Below are 20,730 nucleotides of genomic sequence, written 5' to 3'. Positions count from 1 at the left end.
ACCTCCAAACTACATAGAGATGTCTAAATACACATCTTCCATCGCATCTATTAATTTAATTTTTGCTTTTAAAAATACAAGAGTATCTGTATTACATTCTTTTATTTGTTGTTCTTCCATATTAGATATATCTACATTTTGTTTTTTTAACCATGCTCTTTGAGCGTCTAAATTAATTTCTACAGTTGAACCTTCATCAATTAAACCATCTTTTTCTAATTCTTGAAGATATAATTGTATTGCAACAATAAGTAAACACTTATTGTCATAAGTGTTTGGAGTTTTTCCTATATAATTTTTCACAATTATCTTTTTAATATCATTGTGAATTTGATCTAGTGTATCAACTAACTTAATCTTTTTGAATATATCACCTTTTGAATCGTTAGTAGTTGTAAAAGATGTAACCCCTCTAGCAACTACTATAGATCCACTTTCTTTTATTAAGATTAATTCTCCATTATTTATTTCTGTATTTGCTTCAACTCTTGTTAATTTAGGTATATTAGTAACTTCTGACAGTTCCGCATATGTTACAGATTGAGTTGAAGGAGTTCCTGCAATAAAACCCGCTATCCTTGGTAGAAATTCATTTGAAGTGTATTTTTTGCCTTCAACTTCAATGTCAGTTGTTGTAAAGTTTATTATACCTTCATAATCTGCTACATTATTTGCAGTGATAGCCTTAACTTTTATTTTATTATCTTCTCTCATCTTATTAATCCATGTCTTAATTTTAGGCAAATCCTGCTCTGTTTCTTCTGGCATACAAAGATAATTAAACTCACAAGTTTCAAGAAAATCTAAAGCATCATCTATTAATTCATCTGTATCTAATGTATAAACCAATATTTTGTTTGGAGGATATATATTTCCTTTCATAGCCATTTTTATATAATCTAAATTAGCAGCAGAATAATTTTCTGGAATATCCTCCATTTCTTTTATCTCAACCAATCCTGTATTTTTTGCGTCTTTTAAAATAAGTGCTACAATACCCCCAGAACGTTTGACAAAAGTTTTCCCTGCTTGGATAAAAGAAATATTAATTTCCGGTAAACCCATTTAATCACTTCCCATCTCTAAATCTACGCTTTCCATGATTTCAAATGTTTCATTTTCAAAATAGACTTCTTCAAAATAAGATACAGTCATTAGAAAAGTTAGCTTATATCCTACAGGATCTTTTACAATTGATGGAGATATATTCTCTATAGTCAAACTCCTATCATTAACTCTAATGCTTCTGTTAAATATTTTTTCTAATCTACTTTGTATGTCATATAGATTTAATTTATTTTTTCTAGCTCTTTGATAATATTCAATATCTATGAATATCTTTTTAATATCCAAAACTTTATTTCCAATATTATTAGAAACAGGTAAGAGTTGCACAAAAAAACAAGCCTCCTCAAAGCCTTGTGTGTTATCTTCATTAATAAAAATATCTATATCTTTAAATTCATTCTCGATTCTTTTATTAACTGCTATTATAATGTCTCTGTTTGTAAGCAACTAATCACCTACCAATCAAATAGATTTGCTTTTGCGCTTGTCATATTTTCCTTTGTTTTTTCAATCCCTTTTTCAACCATAAATACACCAGGAACAACTCCACCATTTTTAGTTGCATGGCCATTATTTACTAAAGTAGCATAATCAACTTCATTTTTAACAATATAAGTATCATATTCTGGTTGTTTTTCTTCCCATCCTTTTTTTAACTTTTCAGTTTTAACAGGCGTTTCATCTCTTATATTTTCTGCTAGTTCTTGCCCAGTTTCTTTTGTAAATTTCTTGATTTTTCTATTGAAGTTAGATGCATTTAATTTTAAATCTAATGCTAATGATTCAAAAACCCCTAAATTATCTATTCCCATTATATTCTCTCCAATTCTGTAATAGGTATTTCCATATGGCTTGGATATATGTTAGCCATAGAAACCTTAAATATAGCTTCTTCTCCATGACTATAAGTTGCATTTATAGTGTCACCTGCTTTTATATCTACTTCTGGTCTACAAAATAGCTTTCTATTTACGACTATAACTCCAATATCACCACTTACAATAGCCTCTTCTTTTCTTGAAATGGCACATGGTACATTTTCAGCTATAACAACATTGCTAAAATCATTAGAACATGTTTCTTGATTCCAACCTTTTGATTTTCTGATAATAGTCATTTTATCAACATATGTCATTTCTAATATATCTGCTTCGGTCACGTAACCACCTCTTAGTACATACTAACAATACAAAATGGACTTAGAAATTTTTTATCAGCATCAGTTAAAAAAGATGATGAACTTATGCTATTTTCAGCAGTTTGTAATGTCAGAGCATTATATTCTATCTTAGTGTCACCTCTAGTTATAGCTTTTAAGCCCTTTTCTAGATTATCAAGTCCACTATTTTTCTTAAGTTCCTCAAATCTTGAAGATAATATTGATATTACTTTTTCTTCTACAAATCCTTCTAGTGCTACACTTAGTTCCTGCCTACCACAATATTCTAAAACCATTTCACTTATCTTATTTAGATAAAGAGTTATAAGCTTATCATATCTATCATCCTCTAAATTCAAAATTAACTTAATATTATTAATCATTTTGGATACCTAATATCTGTAATAACTCTTCTTTAGATTTACTTGAATACCCCTTTATATTCTTACCTTTAGCAATTTCTATAAGTTCTGGTTTAGATAGATTAAATAAATCATTAGAGTTTTGTTTAACTATTTCGATTTTTTCCTCTTTTTTCTCAATATTATCCTTAGTTACTTCTTCCAAGTATATTTTAAATCCTTTTGAAATCAACTTATCTCTCGAAGTTTCATCTTCAACGACTTTAATCACATTATTTTTTTGAAGTGTAAACATTTAAAACAACTCCTTATCCTTGCACAGCTTTAGCTTGTTTTACAGAGGCTCTGCAAAGTTTTAAATATTCGTCCAATATCCATAAATCATGATATTTTCTATAATCTATTTGATAAGCATCTGCTGTTTGATTTTGATCTGGAGTAAATATTCTTGGTTTATCAGTCTTAGACACTGCAATTGGAGCAGATGCTGGAGTTATTAACCAGTTTATATCTAAAGCCTTTGCTCCTTCAGTAAATCCACCTTCTGTTTGCCCAGACGTTTTACCATCTCTAAATACATATTCTGTTTTCATTCTTTTTGATGGAACTTTTATTATAGGCACATTGTCTATAGATTTTACAATTCTTTTTATATCTCCATCTCCAAATTCAATATCATCAAGTTGAGATGATTGTTCTAATATGCTTGCAATTATGCTAGACATACTAATAATAAGAGGTATATCTCCAGATAAATCTTGTATTGATGCAAGTTGATTTTTCAATTCACTTAAAATTGTTGCAACAGATGCTTCATATGAATATTTTACACGCTCATCCACTTTAGCTGTTTCAGAAAATATTTTTGAGTATCTATATGCATCTATCTCTGGTATAACATGTTGCTTTTGAAATAATCCCATTACGGAAGATGCATTTACAACGAAGTTACTTTCATTTACATCCATTGAATCCAACATGAATGTTCTGCCTCTATCCATCTCCATTTTCATTGTTTCGTACTCAAGCGTAACTGCGCCTTGCGTATACCCTTTAGATCTATCATAATCACCTAAGCCATCCATCGTTACTTTTGGTACTTTTACTTCTCTTCCTCCATTATATATAACTTGGCCAGCATTTTTCTCCATCCATCCAGTAGTTGAGCCAACTGTTACCTGCATATCTAGTTCTTGTTGAAAAAGTGTTACATATTCTAATACATTTGCCATTTATAAAATCATCCTTTCTTTTTTATATTAAAGACTATTTAACCCTTGCTTTATTTGTTTTCTAATTTCTGATAGTGAACCTGCATTATCTTTACCAGGTGGAACGTATGAACCATCTTTAATTCTTTCATCTACCCTTGATTGTACATACTGTTTCATTGAATTTTCAAATATCTCTATATTTGCATTTGTTTTATCATCATCATCAGATAATAAATATTCAATTAAGTTTGTAGGTATTTTCTTTTCAACTAAAATATCTTTATATTTAGAAACTTTCTCTGCATGTTTCTTTTCTTTCTCTAACTTATTTAAACTTTCTCTTAATTCTCTTATCGCTTTTTGTTCTTCTGTTTCATTAGCTCCAGTTCTTTTTAGAACTTCAGCACTTATAAGTGTTTGCATATCTTTTTTCTTAAAGTTTTCAAGTGCTTCACTATGATATTTATTTTTTTCGCTATCTATAAAGGTTTTAAAGTCTGTATCGTTATTAATCAATTCTCTAAATTCTTCTATCGTAATCTTTTTATCAGATGCAGATTTGAATAAATCTGTTGATTGTAATAAAGAATCTATTTCTGCATCATCTTCTATTTCTTTTAGTAATTCCAATACTTCTTTTTTTAACATACATCATTCTCCTTTTTAAAAATTTAATTCAAACACTCTATTTTATTCATAACCTTTACTATTTTAGGAAATTGAATTGCAAAGAAGTCAATCATTTCTTCATTTGTAGCCCAAGAACTACAACTCTTCAATCCACTTTCACTAAGAAAGGCATGAATTATTTCATGCCTAGTAACTTCATTTTCATATACGCTCAAATCTTTTAATGAGCCTTCTTCAGAGTTTATTTTCTCTATAACAATTTCTTTAACAGAGTGATCACAATATCCAGCTCTTTCTTTTAATAGCACATCTTCGCTTTCAAGTTTCTCTGTCACTAAGTATTCTGTTCCTAGTATTTCAATTTTCATATTTCACCTCGTATTTTTTAGACACAATAAAAACACCTATTAAATTAATTAATACGTGCTAAACAGGTATATACTGACATCTACAATGACAATGCCTAGGCAAAGAAGGCCTATCTTCATTGACATAAAATATCACTCCATTATAAATACCACAGTCACTACATGTGTGAGAATCTAAATCTGCACAATACATTACTTTTATAATTCCTTGAACCTTGAAAAAATACTCATTTATCTCGCTTTGACATCTGGCGACTTCATTTTCTATTAGTCTGCTGGTTTGCCCTGCACCAGTTGAATATTTGTCTCTTATTGCTTTTTCTATTTTATTTACAGAAGTTTTTCCATTTAAAAAGTCCTTTATTTCTTTTTTAAGAGATTCTTCTATACCTTTTTTATTGATCCAAAGCCTATCACTCCAGTGTTTATTGTCAACTTTGTTGTTTACTATTTTATTTATAATTTTACTGTTAAGATTATTCATATCTCTAATTTTTACTATTACTCCTAATAAAATTACTAGATTTGAATACTTATTTCTAGATGAGTCAGATAAAATACTTTCTATATCCTTTATTTCTTCATCATAATTATTTGAATACTCATTTATAATTTTATTAAGTTTTGCTCTTAATCTTTTCTTATCTTTATCACTAATTTTTACATATTCATCAACAATATTGTATGATAGCAATATTTTAGCTATTTCCAGCAAGAGTTTATCCTTATTTTCTTTTTGATATTTATAAAATGATTTTGTTCTATTTTCAGCAGATTTATATATATCTTCAGTTGATTTAGTTATCGCTTTCTGATTCATCTAATAAAATCTCTCCTTCTGAAACTATTTCCTGCTCTTTTTTTGCTTTTTCCATTTCAGCATGAGGATTATCAATAAAACTTAATTGGGATAGCCCTGTCTCAGTAGATAGTTTATCTCCAAGTTGACTTAATATGTTTGCTACAACTAAATCATCACGAGGAATCTTAGGGGTAAATTTAGCCTTAATATCTTTGTAGTCATAGTCAAAACCATATTTCTTGTTAAGCCAAATGCACAATAATTTGTACCTATTAAATAAAGTATCTGCAATACTATCATTATTTTGACTACAAATCCATTCTGTACTGATTAATCTTGCTATAACTGCTAAACTTGATGTATTGCTTTGCATTTTCTCATTATGATTTATATGAGATGTAATTTCATACATATTTTCTTTTATTGAAGATAGTGTATTTTGAACAAATGTATCGTTCATATCTTTAATAAGCCACTCTATTTTACCTTCTCCATTAACTTGAAGTATTCCAAGTTCTTTCATCCTTGGCAAATCATCTTCTTTAATATTGCATCCAGAGAAGGTTAAATAAGCATTTCTAAAATCACTAATTTCATTACTTATATCGCTTAAATTAGTTTCATAAGCATCTTGTAAACCCTTTATGTCATTATATATTGTATTTTTTCCTAGTTCTTCACTTCTTTTGCATATTGATATTGGTACATGACCATCAAATATATTATTCACTGTAGGGCTTTCAACTTCTTTAAAATTTGAATCAAAATGATAGATGTATTCTTTATCATATACATCTATATATGTTTCATCTTCAAAATTTTTAGTAAATTCTCTAATAAAGCATACTATTTCTCCATTTTCATTTTCATAATGACAACCATCCGTTGGCTTTATTATCTTTACTTGCATCTCATCATCTTTTACATAGTAAAGTTCATAGCAAAGCCCAAATAGCAGTGTATATCTCAATAAATCTGAGTCATGTTTTTTACTCCAATGGCAAGTATAGTATTCTAAATCATTTATAATCTTTTCATCACCAGATCTACTAGTATAAGTAATCTTATTTGCAAGAGAATAAGCGACTTCTTCATTAATAAACTTTTTTAAGAAATTAGTGTTTATCTTATTATTAGACCTCTTAGTAACCATTTTATAGTTACTAATAGCATCTGTTTCGCCCTCATAATACTTATACATAGTGTCATATTCAGATTTACTAGAATCCCAATCATCGTATATTTCTTTTATCAAATCTAAACCTATTTCCACTTAATGTATCACCTCCATACAATCAAAGACCTAAATTTCTTCTATCTAATAGTGTAATACTTTCATTTACTTTAATATTAAAAATCCTATTTATAAATTCTGCTGATATGTCTGGAGCATCATCATGTAAAGAATACTTCTGACCTGTAAAATCAAGTATTTGTTGTATAAATTCCTTATCTTCTTCTGCAAAAATCATTTGACCTTTATTTAAAACAGGTATTAAAGTAGAGATTTTATCATCTTTATTTTTCTTTTGGTGCTCATTAATGATTTCTATATCTCTGTAGTAAAGGACATCATCATTTTTTATTTTAAGTTCTAATTGATTAGCATCTGCACCATTAAATGTATTTTTTTCTATATAAACATGTGTTATATCTGGATACACTTTTAATAAATAAATCATATGGTCTATATACTTATCAAAATCAGTTCTAGCATTTATTTTAGCTAGTTCTGCTAATCTCCCATATAGTAAACCATTATCTGACTCACTCCCAACAAGAAAAGCGCTATAGTCATGTTTAGACCCACCAGCAGACGCTGGGTCACATAATAGCATTGTCTTTTTGAAGTTATGTGTTTCAATACATTCCCTAGATTCAGTTCTGATTGTTTTAAACCATTTCTCACCTATCGAATTTACATCATTTTGTACCTCTTGTTTAAAAGATGTTGGATTTTCATAATAACTTAAAGCCATGTCTAAACAATCCCAAAAACTTGGCCACAATATAGGAAATTTCATTTCTTTTTCATTATCCCAGTAAAACTCTTTAGCATCTTCAAGATGATTTGTATTTTTAAAATCAAATAATAGTTCTTTGAATTTTAGCCATAATCCAGAGTTAAATAATTCATCTACATTATCAACTAAAACTCCTTTTTCACATTTAAACTTCCATGTTGGTAAATTCTTTAGCCTACTATAGAAACATTCTTTGTGTTGTAAGGTTCCTAATGCTATAAAAGTTGTTCCTCTTTTTATAGTCTTACCATTTCTGATTACTGGTTTTTGAGCAGCATATTTTACATCATCAGAAAATCTTTTAAATTTTTTCTCTCTAGCATCTTCTGTTCTAACATTTTCTTCTGACTGATAGTCGTCAAGTATAATAAGATCTGGACGATTATTATTGTATTTTCTTCCTCTCATTGGCGATGAAGATGATATTGCTTCAATAAAGGTTTTATTAGTTAATTCTAGTTGAGTACTATTGCAAATATATTTTCTATCATTATCATTTAAAAGTACTCCAAATGCTTTTTTGATATACTCATTTTCAAGTAAAGCATTCTTTATATCTTTTACAAATTTTTCTGCTGTAGAACCTATATCTGAACAAATTAATGTGTACATTTTATGTTTATAACAGTGTGACCATACAGTTGTTGCCAAATCTCCAAATGCACTTTTACCTGTACCTCTTGGATAAATTCTTCCTAATTGTTGTGATCCATCTCCAATTATAGATTCTTGTATATCTTCCCATAACTCATGATGAACTTTAGCTATAGGAGCAGCAGCATTATCTTCTTTTGGTAAATATGTGTCTTGCATAAAATACATACAGAAAAATTCTAAATTTATTTTCCCAAGTTGATAGGCAAGGCCATTAACACCAAAAAGATTGTTTGAATTAGCTTTTATAATCTCATTTGCTTCTTTTTCAGCGTCTTTTATAGTTGCTCCATTTCTTATAAAGGTCTTTGCTAGATAACTAAATATTAATTGTATATTTCTTTCTAAATTATCCACTCGTATTTACATCCTTTTATTCCTTCTATTTTCTTTTTAGGTTCAGTTAGCAATATAGTTAATAAAATGAACAATACAATTTTCTCTATAATAAAATCACCCTCTTTGAAATATGTCTCTGGTTTTTAAATTTTACTAGAAAATTTCTAGAACTCATTTTCCATAAAAAATACTTTTTTCAAAATAGAAGGATACCCCCTATAAATAAAAAATAAATAAATATTAATTTGTTTTGAATTATTTTCTTGCAAGAAATATTTTTTTGGTTAGAATTATTAATTATCTTTCAACTATTCCTTAAATATGTATTTTCGGCATAGTTAAAAAGAACCTAGCATTTCCAATAGGTTCACATATATTCTAATAAACCTCAACACTTCACTGCATTAAACTTTAATTATTAAGTCTAACTAAATTTTATTAAATTCAATATAATTAAACTCAAATTCAATTTATATCTTAATTATTAAAGTTAATACACATATAATATATGTTTTACTTTAATTGATTTCAGACGTGATTAAACAATGTTCTTGCAAGATTTATTTCATATCTAATTACTTCTTGCCTGTTCTTATTCTTATCTTAGCTATAGCTGCCTCTATCTCCGTTGTATCCATACCCATGCCAACACTATTATCCTCTGCTTGTATAATTGTACTTGTAGGAGTACCATAGATACGATTTATAAGATACTGATTGGCTGCTAACATAACCCTCTTATCGCTCTTGTCACTAGCTAGTTCCTTGATATTGTTGATATAACTATCTAAATCTTTTAATATCATTAAGTTCCCTTGGTTTGTTAGCTCCTGTTTCCGTCTGTCCATTTCTTTCCTAACATGCTCTTTATTCATCCAATTATATATGGTTTTTCTATTTACTCCAATAATTCTGGCAGCCTCTGTTACTGTAGTACCTGTAATCAATAGAGTTACCATATTGCACTGATCTTCTGTTAACTCTTTACCTTTTTCATAGCTACTATCGATTATTTCAACTTCATTCACATCCAATTAATCACCTCTTTACTCAGCTTCTAAATAAACATTTAAATATCTACATCCCTATAAATACCTTGAATAAATGACCTTTAATATGTATTTTCAGACATTTTAATAAATCTGCTCTATTCTTTGAAAACTCTATTGTTAAGGTTCTTTACATTCTAATAATGTCCTGTTGTTGAAAAACGTAACATATTAAATTTTAGATAAAATACAAGATATTTTAATTTCTTTTTCTTTTCTTTAACTTATTAGTAAATTTAGTTATTGCCTTTACTTCTTCATCCTTATCAATTCCAATATATCTTCTTGTCATTTCTATTGTCTTATGCCCTAAAATCTTTCTTATAAGTTCTAATGCATAAGTCTTATTTTCTTCCTCATCATAAATATGCCTTGCAAATGTCTTTCTTAAAGAGTGTGTTGCAACATTTTCTTTTATTCCTACCTTTTCTGCTGCTCCTTTTATTATTCTTCCTGCTTGCCTTGTTTGGATAGGCCTATTAAATTTCTTCCTCTTGCCACTTTTAAATAAAAACTCTTCTCCTGGTTTATCTTGAGTATAGTTTTCTATAGCACTCTTTATTACATCAGATAAGAAAACTTCTCTATCATAATCCCTTTTTTCCTCTATGACTCTAATCCAATCCTTAGATACTCTTATCCTTTTGCCTTTTTTATCCCATTTGACATCTGTCACATCTGCAACTTTAAGTGCTAATATATCACCTATTCTAAGTCCAGTACACATTCCAAATAGAGCTAATAAATAATTTCTTTCATTCCATTCCTCTAAAAAATTTAAAAGCCTAAATACATCTTCAATATCTTTTATAGGATTAACTTTTTGTCCTTTATGTGCTTCCATTCATTAAAAACACTCCTTATTACCATGATAATTTTTTCTTTGCCTCTCTTGAACTAACATTTTTAAATCTTCATCCACATTGGCAAAAGGGTCTGTAATTATAGAGGTTACATCATTTGTGTTATATTTTCTTTCTCCTGCATAAGTACTGGTCATTATTCTAAATCCTAAATCATTTACAGTTTCAGTTACTTTTACTACATTTTCTAACTGCAAATATAATTTAAAGACAACCAACTCAACGCGATCAGACTCATCAATTATACTTTCCTCTAAAATTTTTAGATATAAGTCTATCTTATTGATATTAGAATCATAATTTTTTTTAACCTTCTTTTTTAGTTTTAAGAGTTTTTCTTTCTTTTTCTTTATAAAATCTAAAGAACATTCTCTTCCATACATACTAGGAGTTTCTTTCATTACATTGTCATAATACTTTAGATCATCTGGTACATATGCAGCACTTGAAATTTCTTCTGTTATATCACGTTTAATCTTCAACACCTCTCTAGACAATAAAAAAGACTTAGAACGTAAATTCCAAGCCATTTTCATTAAATATATTTTTCTCACAATACAATCTTATCATGACTAAAAGACACAAAACAGACATAAATCGGTCACAAATCGGACATTTTTTAGACATAAAACAGACATAAATCGGTTTAAAATCGTCACAAATCGGACATTTTTATAGCAATCCTTTTATCTTATCTATAATATCAAATCTCATTTGCTTACACTTACTTGCTGAAAAACCAATCATCTTACCAACATATTCCCAAGATGTCCTGCTACTTGAAAAGTATTTATACTGTACTATCTTTTTTTCTTCTTCACTTAATATTTTCATTGCATTATCTATTTTTCCTATTATCAACTCTTTATGTCTCTTCTCTTTTTCTTTTAAAGCAATTTTCTTTTCTTTTTCTTCAGTCTCTATCTCAACTACACTTTTAATATCATATGTTTTGCCTGTCTTTTCTTTAATTTCAACTCCACTACATCCTCTGTAGTCATTTTTTATCATCTGAATATCAATGTCTATTTTTTCTATCTCCGCTTTTATTTTTTTATAATTATATAACTTGCCTTCTGCACTACTAAACAAATTGTCCTTTTTGCTATCCTGCATTACTTCACGCTCCTAATTATGTTATAATAATATTGTGATGACAGTTTTAGATTTTTGACAAGCAGGAGCGTAAGATAATGCTCCTTTTTTTCTTTTTTGAAATATATCTTATTTTCTAGGCACTAATTGCAACTTATAATCATCAGAACTGTATAATTTATAACCACTTACCTTCAAGTCTGATTCTAGTCGTTCTAAACTTCTATAAGCACCAAATGAATCATATCCGTTCTGCATATTTACAATAACATGCCCACCTAATGTCTCTTTTAAAGAAAGAATCATATATAACTCGTTATTACCACTAATTTCAATAATATCTCCTACTTTTAATTCTCTATTACTTTCTCCAGTTACTTCTATTAACATATTAGATCATCCCCCTTACTCCCATTAATATCTTTCAAGAGCCCTGTTTTCATTTCATCAATGCTTTCATTAACTCCTTTTATAGTGCTTAAGTTAACTAAAGGCATGCACAAATTCCATAGCTTATCTACATCCAAAAATTGTATTTTTGCACTAAATTCTTTTTCATCAACACATTTTAATTTTTTATTCATATTAATTAATTCATTAATCATTAAATTTTTAATTATATTAAGTATGCCATCTCCTATTTCTTTGAGATCCCATCCTCTTTCATTTAGTTTCTTATTATGCATCTCTACACCTTCTGCAATATAATCTTCCATTTCTAAAATTTGAAACATTGTTAAAATGGTTTGACAAACGTCTAATCCTTCTGCGATTATATCTTTAGTAATTCCTGCATCTATAGCCTCTTTAAACTCAGTTACTTCTTCATCAATTTTTATTAACTGCTCTTCTACTTTCCAATTAGGTATACTGCTAATTAATTTCAAATCCATATTTAATATCTCCTCTCTTATTGAAGTCCCAACTCTTTTTGAGTATATTTATTCATAAATATCATTTCATCACAACTACTAAATATAAATAAGTCTCCATCTAATATAAATTGTAATGATACAATATCTTCTATATCAGTTAAATCCATTTCTCCATTTAGAATATTTTCATTATCTATGTCATTTAATTCAAAGAATATATTTTCTGTCTCAAATCTATCAATTAACTCATTTGCATCTTTTATATCTTCAATAGCATGATACACTTTACATTTCATGTCTGATCTTCTCCTCTTTCTCTTTTATTTATCTTCAAGCCAATCATTTTTTAGATAATAAAATACATATATAATGATTGTAGTTACTAATATCCAAATGATCCAAAATACTACTTTAAAAAAACCTATATTAAAATTGTTATTTTCTAAAATATTTTGTATAGACTCATTCTTAAAAACTTCTATATTTTTATTGCCTGGATTCACTATAGTATTATTTTTTAAATTAGCATACATGGTCCCATTAAATTCTTTAGGTATAACTTCATAGTAGTACCTTCTCTTATTATTAATGTAAGCATAATTACCTTTAATTTTAAGTCTTTTGTTTTTTAATATATTTTTGCTTAAACTTAATCTATCTTTGTATAAATTAGTGATTATTTTTGTATCAAATTCTTTATCTAAAAAATTAAATTTACTACATTTCTTTTCTATTGAATTATAATAGTCCCAAGTCCAATAAGTTTCAGTATGCTTATGTGAATGTCCTTTACTGTCTTTAGTAGTAACTACTCTAGTATGCATGGTGTATTTTTCTTCCGTTCTTTCTATAAACCAATAGTCACCTTTTAATTCTTCTATAGATACAGAATCTACACTTTTAAATTCTCCACTTATCAAAGAATCTCCCACGCTTGTTTTCATAGCATAATCAAAGAGATCTTTATCATTATTTATCTTAGTTGCTTTGTAATATCTTTCATTATCTTCTAAAAATTTTGATTGAACTTTATCATCAATGAAAAATCCAAGGCAAATCATTGCACAAACAATTATTATGCTCACTAAAAATTCTCTCTTAGTTATTTCAAAAGTTTTAAATTTCATATTTTCACCTCTTATTAATTAAATAAATTTTGAGGTGCATCCTCTTGTGCTTTATATTCAGTATATTTAGATTCTATTTTTTCATATCCCATGCTACTTAAAATTATATTTGCTGGAAATTTTCTTATATATTTATTGTAATTACGAATCTGTATATTATAATTTTCTCTATGCTGAGCAATCATATTTTCTGTTATGCTTAACTCGCTCATCAGTTGTTTATAGTTTTCATTTGCTTTTAAATCTGGATACTTCTCTGCTACTGCTTGTATATTTAATTTTGCTTCCTTAATAGATTTATCATTTGTACTTACTCTCATGTCAGTTACTTCTTTTAATGTCTTATTTTCATATTTAGCATAGTCTTTCACGCAGTCTACTAGGTTTTTAATTAAATCAATTCTCCTTTTTTCTTGCACCTCTACAGATGCAGTTGCTGATTGGACCTGCTCTTCTAAATCAATTGCTTTATTTTTAGTTACAAGGAACAAACAAGCAAACATAATCAATATTGAAATAACTACTCCTATTATTATTAATGTCTTTTTCATTACTTCGCTGCCTCACTTTCAAGCCATTTTTTTTCTGCCCTCTAAACATCCCCCTAGACAATCTTGGAAATCATAAGTGCAACTAGTACATCCACTTCCACCACTCACAAAAAACTCAGCCATTTCTATTTTGCTCATATTTTTTATCTTTTCATAATTAGTCATCTTATTATTCAAATTATCTCCAAGTAATCTGTCATAACATTTTACACACATATCTTTTCCGAAACTTATTATTCCACCTCTACTATTAACTTTGAATATTTTTATTGTTTTAACTTCTACAATTGTTTCATCGCAAAAATCGCACTTTATAACGCAAGCCATTCTTAATACCCCCTTTTAATCTCTTTTACATTCCATATCTTGATACATACAACCACAATCCTTACATTGCCACACCATTCCAATTGATGTTTCTATTTTAAATACATTTCCTTGACAAATAGGACATTCATTCTCTCTGCCAGCGATAATTTTAATTTTCATTTTGCCTCCAATAAACTTAAATTATTATATTATTTTCCTAGTATATTAATTTCAGCTTTTAATTCTTCAAGTCTCCTAAAGATTGCTGTTTGATTAGTTCCAAGTACTTTACTTATTTCTTTTTGAGTATAGCCTTTTTCTCTTAGATAAACTATTTTCTGTATATCTTTTATCTCACTTCTTTTTATACAAGATCTAATAACATGAACATTTTCTATATCTACATTTTCATTACTAGCCAATCTATCTTCCATTCTTATCCCTTTATCAGAATCATTTCTATAGACACATTTTTCAAAACTATCTATATCGCATCTATAATGCTTTTTAACATATCTAGTTGTAAATTTCATTAAATATCCTAATATATATGGAAATGCTATTGTGGAAATCTTCCCCTTGCTTTCGTCAAAACAACTTGTTGCTTTACATAATCCTATATAACCTTCTTGAAATAAATCTTCTCGCAAATATGGATATTTTCTTAGAAAACATTTAAAATGTTTATTTATAATAAAAGGCACAAGAAATATATTATCTTCAAATAATTTATTTCTCTCCTCTAAACTTCTCATATAATCACCACCCACTTATTTAGGCTTATCAATTTCTCTATTTTGAATTACATTTCCATTCATTTATTCCACTATTTATTCTATCTACAATTTCATTTAAGCACTGTTCGCACAAATAAATTATTATCTCTTTGCCTTTTCTTCTCCCACTGACTGGAGTAAGTAGTTTTATATCCATTTCTATGTTGCATACTTCACATTTTTCTAGTTTAATCATTTTTAATCTCACCTTCCCTTTTTAAAATGGAATATCTTCATCATCTAGAACTTGAAAGCCGATATTCTTCTCTTTATCCTCACTATTTTCCTCTTTAGGTTTATGATCAAGTGCATTAACAGATTTAGTTCTAACTTTTGTAAAAGTTTTTTTCTCTCCATCTTTTTCATATTTCTCTATCCTTATTTGACCTTGAACTGAAACCATTCTTCCTTTCGCTAGATAATTAGCACAAAATTCTGCTGATCCTCCCATAACTTCAATTGGTATAAAATCAACTTCCCTAGTTCCATCTTTTTTTACATAGCCCCTATCAACTGCTAATGCAAAAGTGGCAACTGGAGTGCCATAGCCTGGAATATATCTCAACTCTGGATCTCTTGCTAATCTTCCAACTAAAACCGTATTATTCATATAGCAATGTCTCCTTTCTCATATGTTTCGTTTTCTCTTCTCTCCATCTGCTTTACAACCTCAATTGCATCAACAAAAGCATCTCCCTTTCCAATACTTTCATCTGTATACATGATTGCATTGGCTATTTTATCTGTAAATTCAGCTCTCTCTAAAATACTCATATGACAAATCCTTTTCATCTAATCCCCTCCTTGTTTACTAAGAGGGCTTACAATAAGCCCTCTTAGACTTTCAATTAAGCAATTATATTTACATTTTTAAAATCTTTTAATTCTTCTTGTAAGTATGACTTAATATTTAACATTGCTTGATTTTTCCATGCTCCACCATCTGCTTCATATAATCCTGCTGCAGGACCAGAACTCATTCTAAAAATAAATTCACTTTCTGGCTGCTCTATCTCTTGGAAAGTACGATAAGGAATTAACTTTACTCTGTTTGGAACTATTGCTTCTGATACACTAGCAACACCTGTTTTTATTGTTACAGATTGAGAAACTCCATCATCTCCAACATTTTTTACTGTAGATTCTTGGATATTGCCTGCAATCTTCAAAAGTGTATCTCTATCGCTATTTTTTATAAATGCTGATTGTAGCATTATGTTAAAAGTGTCTAAATCTAAAGGTCTATCAAATCTTTTATCTGGAAGTAGCGCAACACACTCAATGTATGTTTCTCTATCTCTATTTTTTCTTAAAGCAGATCTTAAAAGAACTTTTTTTGGAGTTAGAACTTGTATTAATAAAAGCTCATCCTCTTTATGATCTATGCCACTTTTTATATAGTCCACTAGCCCACTTAATGTAGTTATTTCTAAATCATTAGCCCTTGGCTCTTCTATTATTTCTAATCTATCTGTTGTGTAGTTAAATCCATCTACGCATACTGTTTCTCTTTTTCCTAACTTAACTAAATATTCCATTGCATTTTTTATCATTTTTTTATTCTCCTTTTTATTTAAATTTATATTTTATTACTTCTCTTAAATTACTTTGAACTTGCATTTCTAAAATCAATTACGCCAGCACTATTTTCTTCTGTTTCTTCAGTTTCATTACTGTCTGAAACATCCAGAGACAACTGACCAGCTAGTTGATTTTTAAATTCAGATGCCTCAACTCTTCCTGTTTCCAAGTCTTTTCCTATTAAAACTTTAGTTGTCGTTGCTTTTGCCTCTACTATAGTCGCCTTGGATTTTATATCTACTTCTGCAAGATCTCTATCTTCATTTGCTTTAAACACTATCTCTAAACTAATCTTTCTTGTTTTTTTAAAATCCGTATTTGGATCTGCAATATTATCTAAAACTTTTTGCAACTCTGTATTAAACTTTTCTTTTAGAACTCCACCTGCAAATTTTTCTAATGCTATCATAAAAATCACTCCTTTATTTATTTGAAATAATATTTTTCTACGAGGAAATTAATTAATAAACTTTGACTATAATTTAATAACGTTTTTATCGAAATTTTTGATTTTATTTTTTTCTCTCTATCATTACCATCTTTTAATGATTTTTGACAACTTCTTTAAACCTGTGTTTTTTGTGTAATGCAATCACATTCTATAAGTATTGCAATTGCTATATTTATTAATTTTTTTCAATATTGATTTTCAATACTTCATGAAATTTTAATTTCAATATTGAAAAACGGTATTTTTTCAATATTGAATTTTTAAATTATTCAATATTGGTTTTTCTTACAAAATCATTACTTAATAAAATTTCCTATTTTTTATCCTTTTTTTAAAATACATCTTCTGGAATTTCTGCTTGCACATATTGTTTATCTACATCATATTTGTAATCTCTGTTTAACTCTTCACTAGTCGTGTAAAGTCTTTTTCTTCTTTCTGAAAAATTCATTTTAAAACTTATATTCTGTTTTCCTGTTATTCTATTTTTTAAAATTAATAAATAAGTGTCGTCTGTCTTTTCTTCTTCATCAATAACTCTGTAAGTTGATAAAATATAATCTGCATAATTGACAATCTCACTTGCTCCAGATACATCATACATAGTTGGCTTCATGTCACCCATATTTTTCCTAGGATGTGCAACTAAAATTATTACTAAGTTGTATTTTTTAGCGAGATTTTTTAAGTTGCCTACTATCTGTTCTTGTCTATCATATTTCTCTGCCTTATTGCCAGTTTTTATTGTCATTAGATTATCAAGAACAAAGAGTCTAACCCCTTTTTTTAAATACAAGTGTTCTATGGTGTTTAATAGGTTTACTTCATCGCTTATTGCATCTTCATCATAGAGAAAAAATTTATCTTTTATCCAGTCTGCAATCAAATCAACTGCATAGTCTGGAATATCTGTGTATGCGCCTCCATAAACGCTTTGATATTTTTTTATATGGTAATCATTAGCTACAGTTTTTCTAAACCATTCCATAGCCATAAAAGCAGGTAATTCTCCAGAATATAAAAATGCTTTTTCTTTATTCGCAATTGCTTCTGCTATAAACTGATTAACTATAGTCGATTTTCCAGATGCAGGTTTACCAGTCAAAATTGTAAGAGTTCCATGCCTAAATCCATCTAGAGCATTGTTTAGTTTATTAAAACCTGTATCTATGGACTTGTGTACGCCTTTTTCACGTTTTATTTTTGATGCATCAATGTAATTATCATTTACACTACTACTCGTAGCCACAAGTGCTTTTAAATCGTTTATATCAACAATCAATTCGTCTATACTTGTATCTGAATTTGAATTATTAATTAATTCATTTGCTAACTCTGAAATTTGTCTTTTAAGTAACTTCTCTTTTATTATTTTTATATAGTGATCTATGTTTGAAGTAGTTATGACTATAGTTGTTAGACTGGTAATGTAACTAACTCCTCCAACATCTACTAATCTATCTATTTTTTCTAATTCATTTTTTAAAAGCAAAAGATCTAAAGGTTTATTTGAGTCAATTATTTTCTTCATGCAAGATAAAATAATTTTATGTGACTCAAAGTAGAAATCATTTTCTTTTAATTCTCTAATTTTGTATGTTATTGAGTCATTTATAAGAAAACTTCCTAAAATGTTTTGCTCTGCTTCTAAAGAGTAATTCATTTAATCACCCCTAACTTATTATTAAAATGTCACAACTAAAGGAATTACCCTTTCAACGTCATACAATACCCCACAAATACGATCCTTTGGAACATTTTTGTAAACTAAAATATCAATTATGTCAGCAATAAGTTTTGCATAGTATTTTGAGGTTTCAAATCCATAACTTCTATAAGCAAGTTTTTCCTCAACAAACTGTTCGCATTTATTTCTTGTATTTATTCTAGTTTCATAATTTTTACTTGGTTTTATTTCTACATAATTTCCATCAAAATCTATTATTTTCATAGGTTTACTATGCTGAATTTTAAAAGATTTAGATTTTCTAGCAAGCTTATCATTAACTTTCTCGCAAATCTCATCTATATCAACCACATTCTTTTTACTTTCAAGTATCATTTCTCTTATTTTTGGATCATTTCTTAATCCTTCAATAAGTCTTTCTAAATCTTTTTCTGTAAGTTCATATGCTTTGCTCTCCATTTAACATACCTCCTAACTTATTAGATAATATTTTCAGGATTTTCATCTAAACAATGAGTTTTAAGTATAGAAATTTTCACACCTGTCATTTTGCTTAATTTACCGAAAGTATCTATATGAGTAAAATAGTCCTTACATTCTTGTAGGTAATCGCAAACTTCGCATGACGTAGGGGCTTCTCTGTTTCCCCTAAATGCTATCTCTAGCACCTCATTTTGCAAATGTCTTGCAATACAGTGTAAGTCTTTTTCAGTAAGTTCTAACTTTTCATCTTTCATAATTAACCTCCTAATCTACTTTTAATTTTTAAGATTTCAAAGATATTATAAGTTTCATTCTACAATCTAATGAATCACATGCTATAATTTATATATACATACATAAATTTTCAAGGGGGTAATTATTTGAAAAAAAGCATTGAATCACTTAATATAGTTACTGATGAAATTGTAGATATACAATGTATAATTGAAGATGAATGTCCTATATGCCATACTTCTATTATGCCTAAAACACTTAATTCATATTTTTTATTAGGGTTTAATCAACATTTATCCATTTTAAATCTTTGTACCAAATGCAAAGAATGTTTTATTACTCGTTATGATCTAGATTATGATTTCTTTTATGAAACAGGCGAGGATTATTATCAGACTAATAATCCTGTTTCTTTTCCCTATAAAGCTAAATTATTAGAGTTCGATAAAGAAATTACAAATATTTCTCCAGCGTTTGTAAAAATCTATAATCAATCTTACATAGCTGAACAAAAAGACTTAGACGAAATAGCTGGCATGGGATACCGTAAAGCCTTAGAATTCCTAATTAAAGATTATTTAATTTCACTTGATTCTAAAAATGAAGAAGTAATAAAATCATCATTTTTAGGCAAATGCATTAACGAAAATATGAACTTCCCAGAACTCCAAACAGTCGCAAAAAGAGCAGTTTGGCTTGGCAATGACCATGCTCACTACATACAAAAGCATACAGATAAGGATTTAACTGACTTAAAATTGCTGATAGAGCTTTCTGTTGCATGGATTGTTTTAAAAGTTAAAACAGAAAAATCAAAAGCAATTCAGCCTAAATAACTAAATATCTGACTTAATCTTAAACTCAATATTAAATCGAGCAAGTTTATTAATTGCTTCTTGAAGTTGATAAACTTGCTCATTAACATTTTCTATCAATTCATCAAATTCTTTAATATCTCTAACTCCTAAGAATAACTTCACATTAGAACTATTCAAATAAACAGTCTCTTCTTTTTCATTCATCCTGTCT

Annotated in this window: 34 protein-coding genes; 1 reads left to right on the top strand and 33 read right to left on the bottom strand. The window is 28.3% G+C overall.

Annotation, left to right across the window (positions count from 1 at the left end; genetic code table 11):
- Positions 1-9 precede the first annotated feature (9 nt).
- From IC218_RS21260 to IC218_RS21105, 32 genes are all read right to left on the bottom strand, one after another.
- Positions 10-1,065 carry a phage tail sheath subtilisin-like domain-containing protein gene (locus IC218_RS21260; protein WP_227825460.1) on the bottom strand — a complete coding sequence of 352 codons (1,056 nt, stop codon included), beginning with the start codon at positions 1,063-1,065 and terminating at the stop codon, positions 10-12.
- Positions 1,066-1,515 (bottom strand): DUF6838 family protein, encoded by a 450-nt coding sequence (locus tag IC218_RS21255; protein ID WP_227825459.1) that lies wholly within the window; start codon positions 1,513-1,515, stop codon positions 1,066-1,068. It abuts the gene before it with no gap.
- A gap of 8 nt (positions 1,516-1,523) precedes the next feature.
- Entirely contained in the window at positions 1,524-1,880 is a 357-nt protein-coding gene (locus tag IC218_RS21250) for an HK97 gp10 family phage protein (protein ID WP_227825458.1), read from the bottom strand.
- Positions 1,880-2,227: a hypothetical protein gene (locus IC218_RS21245; RefSeq protein WP_227825457.1), complete on the bottom strand. Its 348-nt coding sequence runs from the start codon at positions 2,225-2,227 to the stop codon at positions 1,880-1,882. The genes IC218_RS21250 and IC218_RS21245 overlap by 1 nt, the downstream gene beginning before the upstream one ends.
- A gap of 11 nt (positions 2,228-2,238) precedes the next feature.
- The gene (locus IC218_RS21240) at positions 2,239-2,610 is read right to left on the bottom strand and encodes a phage head-tail connector protein (RefSeq protein WP_227825456.1); all 372 of its coding nucleotides are present in this window, start codon (positions 2,608-2,610) and stop codon (positions 2,239-2,241) included.
- Positions 2,603-2,884 (bottom strand): hypothetical protein, encoded by a 282-nt coding sequence (locus tag IC218_RS21235; RefSeq protein WP_227825455.1) that lies wholly within the window; start codon positions 2,882-2,884, stop codon positions 2,603-2,605. The genes IC218_RS21240 and IC218_RS21235 overlap by 8 nt, the downstream gene beginning before the upstream one ends.
- Before the next feature lie 13 nt (positions 2,885-2,897).
- Positions 2,898-3,821: a hypothetical protein gene (locus IC218_RS21230; RefSeq protein WP_074179422.1), complete on the bottom strand. Its 924-nt coding sequence runs from the start codon at positions 3,819-3,821 to the stop codon at positions 2,898-2,900.
- A gap of 27 nt (positions 3,822-3,848) precedes the next feature.
- Positions 3,849-4,451, bottom strand: a complete 603-nt coding sequence (locus tag IC218_RS21225; RefSeq protein WP_227825454.1) for a DUF4355 domain-containing protein — start codon at positions 4,449-4,451, stop codon at positions 3,849-3,851.
- Between the two features lie 23 nt (positions 4,452-4,474).
- Positions 4,475-4,801: a hypothetical protein gene (locus IC218_RS21220; protein WP_054277885.1), complete on the bottom strand. Its 327-nt coding sequence runs from the start codon at positions 4,799-4,801 to the stop codon at positions 4,475-4,477.
- A gap of 58 nt (positions 4,802-4,859) precedes the next feature.
- On the bottom strand, positions 4,860-5,621 hold the full coding sequence (locus IC218_RS21215) for a minor capsid protein (protein WP_227825453.1): 762 nt from the start codon (positions 5,619-5,621) through the stop codon (positions 4,860-4,862).
- Positions 5,599-6,876: a phage portal protein gene (locus IC218_RS21210; RefSeq protein ID WP_227825452.1), complete on the bottom strand. Its 1,278-nt coding sequence runs from the start codon at positions 6,874-6,876 to the stop codon at positions 5,599-5,601. The genes IC218_RS21215 and IC218_RS21210 overlap by 23 nt, the downstream gene beginning before the upstream one ends.
- 22 nt (positions 6,877-6,898) lie before the next feature.
- Positions 6,899-8,638: a hypothetical protein gene (locus IC218_RS21205; protein ID WP_227825451.1), complete on the bottom strand. Its 1,740-nt coding sequence runs from the start codon at positions 8,636-8,638 to the stop codon at positions 6,899-6,901.
- A gap of 557 nt (positions 8,639-9,195) precedes the next feature.
- Positions 9,196-9,648 carry a helix-turn-helix domain-containing protein gene (locus IC218_RS21200; RefSeq protein WP_227825472.1) on the bottom strand — a complete coding sequence of 151 codons (453 nt, stop codon included), beginning with the start codon at positions 9,646-9,648 and terminating at the stop codon, positions 9,196-9,198.
- A gap of 220 nt (positions 9,649-9,868) precedes the next feature.
- Positions 9,869-10,513, bottom strand: a complete 645-nt coding sequence (locus IC218_RS21195; RefSeq protein WP_227825450.1) for a tyrosine-type recombinase/integrase — start codon at positions 10,511-10,513, stop codon at positions 9,869-9,871.
- Between the two features lie 3 nt (positions 10,514-10,516).
- Positions 10,517-11,068, bottom strand: coding sequence for a hypothetical protein (locus tag IC218_RS21190; protein WP_227483822.1), 552 nt, complete (start codon positions 11,066-11,068; stop codon positions 10,517-10,519).
- Between the two features lie 136 nt (positions 11,069-11,204).
- Positions 11,205-11,648 carry an RNA polymerase subunit sigma gene (locus tag IC218_RS21185; protein WP_227483823.1) on the bottom strand — a complete coding sequence of 148 codons (444 nt, stop codon included), beginning with the start codon at positions 11,646-11,648 and terminating at the stop codon, positions 11,205-11,207.
- A gap of 108 nt (positions 11,649-11,756) precedes the next feature.
- Positions 11,757-12,017 carry a hypothetical protein gene (locus IC218_RS21180; RefSeq protein ID WP_227825449.1) on the bottom strand — a complete coding sequence of 87 codons (261 nt, stop codon included), beginning with the start codon at positions 12,015-12,017 and terminating at the stop codon, positions 11,757-11,759.
- A complete protein-coding gene (locus IC218_RS21175; RefSeq protein WP_227825448.1) occupies positions 12,011-12,520 on the bottom strand; it encodes a hypothetical protein in 510 nt (169 codons plus the stop codon). Before IC218_RS21175 ends, IC218_RS21180 begins: the two co-directional genes overlap by 7 nt.
- Before the next feature lie 17 nt (positions 12,521-12,537).
- Complete coding sequence (locus tag IC218_RS21170) at positions 12,538-12,798, bottom strand: hypothetical protein (protein WP_227825447.1); 261 nt, start codon at positions 12,796-12,798, stop codon at positions 12,538-12,540.
- A gap of 24 nt (positions 12,799-12,822) precedes the next feature.
- Positions 12,823-13,629, bottom strand: coding sequence for a hypothetical protein (locus tag IC218_RS21165; protein ID WP_227825446.1), 807 nt, complete (start codon positions 13,627-13,629; stop codon positions 12,823-12,825).
- Positions 13,630-13,643: 14 nt separating this feature from the next.
- The gene (locus IC218_RS21160) at positions 13,644-14,180 is read right to left on the bottom strand and encodes a LemA family protein (RefSeq protein WP_227825445.1); all 537 of its coding nucleotides are present in this window, start codon (positions 14,178-14,180) and stop codon (positions 13,644-13,646) included.
- Positions 14,181-14,198: 18 nt separating this feature from the next.
- Entirely contained in the window at positions 14,199-14,507 is a 309-nt protein-coding gene (locus IC218_RS21155) for a hypothetical protein (RefSeq protein WP_227825444.1), read from the bottom strand.
- Positions 14,508-14,522: 15 nt separating this feature from the next.
- Entirely contained in the window at positions 14,523-14,669 is a 147-nt protein-coding gene (locus tag IC218_RS21150) for a hypothetical protein (RefSeq protein WP_227825443.1), read from the bottom strand.
- A gap of 29 nt (positions 14,670-14,698) precedes the next feature.
- Positions 14,699-15,244, bottom strand: coding sequence for a sigma-70 family RNA polymerase sigma factor (locus IC218_RS21145; RefSeq protein WP_227825442.1), 546 nt, complete (start codon positions 15,242-15,244; stop codon positions 14,699-14,701).
- A gap of 37 nt (positions 15,245-15,281) precedes the next feature.
- Positions 15,282-15,461, bottom strand: a complete 180-nt coding sequence (locus tag IC218_RS21140) for a hypothetical protein (protein ID WP_227825441.1) — start codon at positions 15,459-15,461, stop codon at positions 15,282-15,284.
- A 21-nt stretch (positions 15,462-15,482) separates the two neighbouring features.
- Entirely contained in the window at positions 15,483-15,875 is a 393-nt protein-coding gene (locus tag IC218_RS21135) for a single-stranded DNA-binding protein (protein WP_227825440.1), read from the bottom strand.
- Positions 15,872-16,057 (bottom strand): hypothetical protein, encoded by a 186-nt coding sequence (locus IC218_RS21130; RefSeq protein ID WP_227825439.1) that lies wholly within the window; start codon positions 16,055-16,057, stop codon positions 15,872-15,874. The genes IC218_RS21135 and IC218_RS21130 overlap by 4 nt, the downstream gene beginning before the upstream one ends.
- A gap of 56 nt (positions 16,058-16,113) precedes the next feature.
- The gene (locus tag IC218_RS21125; RefSeq protein WP_227825438.1) at positions 16,114-16,818 is read right to left on the bottom strand and encodes a hypothetical protein; all 705 of its coding nucleotides are present in this window, start codon (positions 16,816-16,818) and stop codon (positions 16,114-16,116) included.
- Between the two features lie 50 nt (positions 16,819-16,868).
- Positions 16,869-17,255, bottom strand: coding sequence for a hypothetical protein (locus IC218_RS21120; RefSeq protein WP_021382783.1), 387 nt, complete (start codon positions 17,253-17,255; stop codon positions 16,869-16,871).
- Between the two features lie 373 nt (positions 17,256-17,628).
- Positions 17,629-18,960, bottom strand: a complete 1,332-nt coding sequence (locus IC218_RS21115; RefSeq protein ID WP_227825437.1) for a DnaB-like helicase N-terminal domain-containing protein — start codon at positions 18,958-18,960, stop codon at positions 17,629-17,631.
- Positions 18,961-18,981: 21 nt separating this feature from the next.
- Positions 18,982-19,443, bottom strand: a complete 462-nt coding sequence (locus IC218_RS21110) for a hypothetical protein (RefSeq protein ID WP_227825436.1) — start codon at positions 19,441-19,443, stop codon at positions 18,982-18,984.
- Positions 19,444-19,463: 20 nt separating this feature from the next.
- On the bottom strand, positions 19,464-19,721 hold the full coding sequence (locus tag IC218_RS21105; protein ID WP_227825435.1) for a hypothetical protein: 258 nt from the start codon (positions 19,719-19,721) through the stop codon (positions 19,464-19,466).
- Between the two features lie 126 nt (positions 19,722-19,847).
- Here IC218_RS21105 and IC218_RS21100 point away from each other — a divergent pair, with 126 nt between their 5' ends.
- A complete protein-coding gene (locus tag IC218_RS21100; protein ID WP_227825434.1) occupies positions 19,848-20,537 on the top strand; it encodes a hypothetical protein in 690 nt (229 codons plus the stop codon).
- On the opposite strand, the gene IC218_RS21095 is transcribed toward IC218_RS21100, so the two are convergent.
- On the bottom strand, positions 20,538-20,723 hold the full coding sequence (locus tag IC218_RS21095; protein WP_227825433.1) for a hypothetical protein: 186 nt from the start codon (positions 20,721-20,723) through the stop codon (positions 20,538-20,540).
- Positions 20,724-20,730 lie beyond the last annotated feature (7 nt).

It is taken from the genome of Clostridioides sp. ES-S-0005-03, assembly GCF_020658455.1.
GTDB lineage: Bacteria > Bacillota > Clostridia > Peptostreptococcales > Peptostreptococcaceae > Clostridioides.
Note: the sequence above shows the minus strand (reverse complement) of the source record. Positions and strands in the feature narration are given on the sequence as shown.